Below are 631 nucleotides of genomic sequence, written 5' to 3' on the forward strand. Positions count from 1 at the left end.
GGCCGCGCGGATCGCCGCGAGGTGCGCGTGCACGAACCGGTCCCCCGGGTCGGCGGAGCGCGCCGCCTCGGCGAGCTCCGCGTCCGCCTTGCGCAGGAGCGCACTGACCCCCGGCGGGACGGCGCGCGGCACGAGCATGCGTGCCGAGACCACGTCCCGACCGCCCTGAGACTGCATGGTGCCCATCTCGAACCTCCGATCGAACCCCTTGTGCGACACTATCGAACATACGTTCTATCCTGTCAAGCGGGCCGCTGGTCCGGGAGAGACTGTCCTCATGGCCCGCCGCTCCGCCCGACGCCGCCCATCCTCCTCCGCACCACTGACACTCCCCGCCGAGCTGCCCGTCGGCCCCGTGCCGATCAGCACCGGCACCGCCGAGGTGGTTCGCGACCCCGACTTCCCGCAGCGGGTGACGCTGCACGTCAACGGCGTGCCGAGCTCCAGCCTGGACCTCGCCGACCCCGGTTTTCTCGACTTCGAGTACATGCAGCAGATGGCCGCGTTCGTGGCGCTCCTGCCGCCCGGACCGCTGCGCGTGCTCCACCTCGGCGCGGCCGGCAGCGCGTTCGCCCGGCACGTGGAGCACGAGCGGCCCGGCTCCCGCCAGCTCGGCGTCGACCTGGACCCG

Annotated in this window: 2 pseudogenes; one reads left to right on the forward strand and one right to left on the reverse strand. The window is 73.1% G+C overall.

Annotated features, from left to right (window positions below):
* A pseudogene (locus PROKR_RS34790) lies at nt 1-186 on the reverse strand (SAV_6107 family HEPN domain-containing protein); the annotation flags it as partial.
* A 91-nt stretch (nt 187-277) separates the two neighbouring features.
* Between PROKR_RS34790 and PROKR_RS34795 the strand changes: the two are divergent.
* Nucleotides 278-631, forward strand: a pseudogene (locus PROKR_RS34795) (spermidine synthase); the annotation flags it as partial.

The sequence above is a fragment of the Promicromonospora kroppenstedtii DSM 19349 genome (assembly GCF_000515355.1).
Lineage (GTDB): Bacteria > Actinomycetota > Actinomycetes > Actinomycetales > Cellulomonadaceae > Promicromonospora > Promicromonospora kroppenstedtii.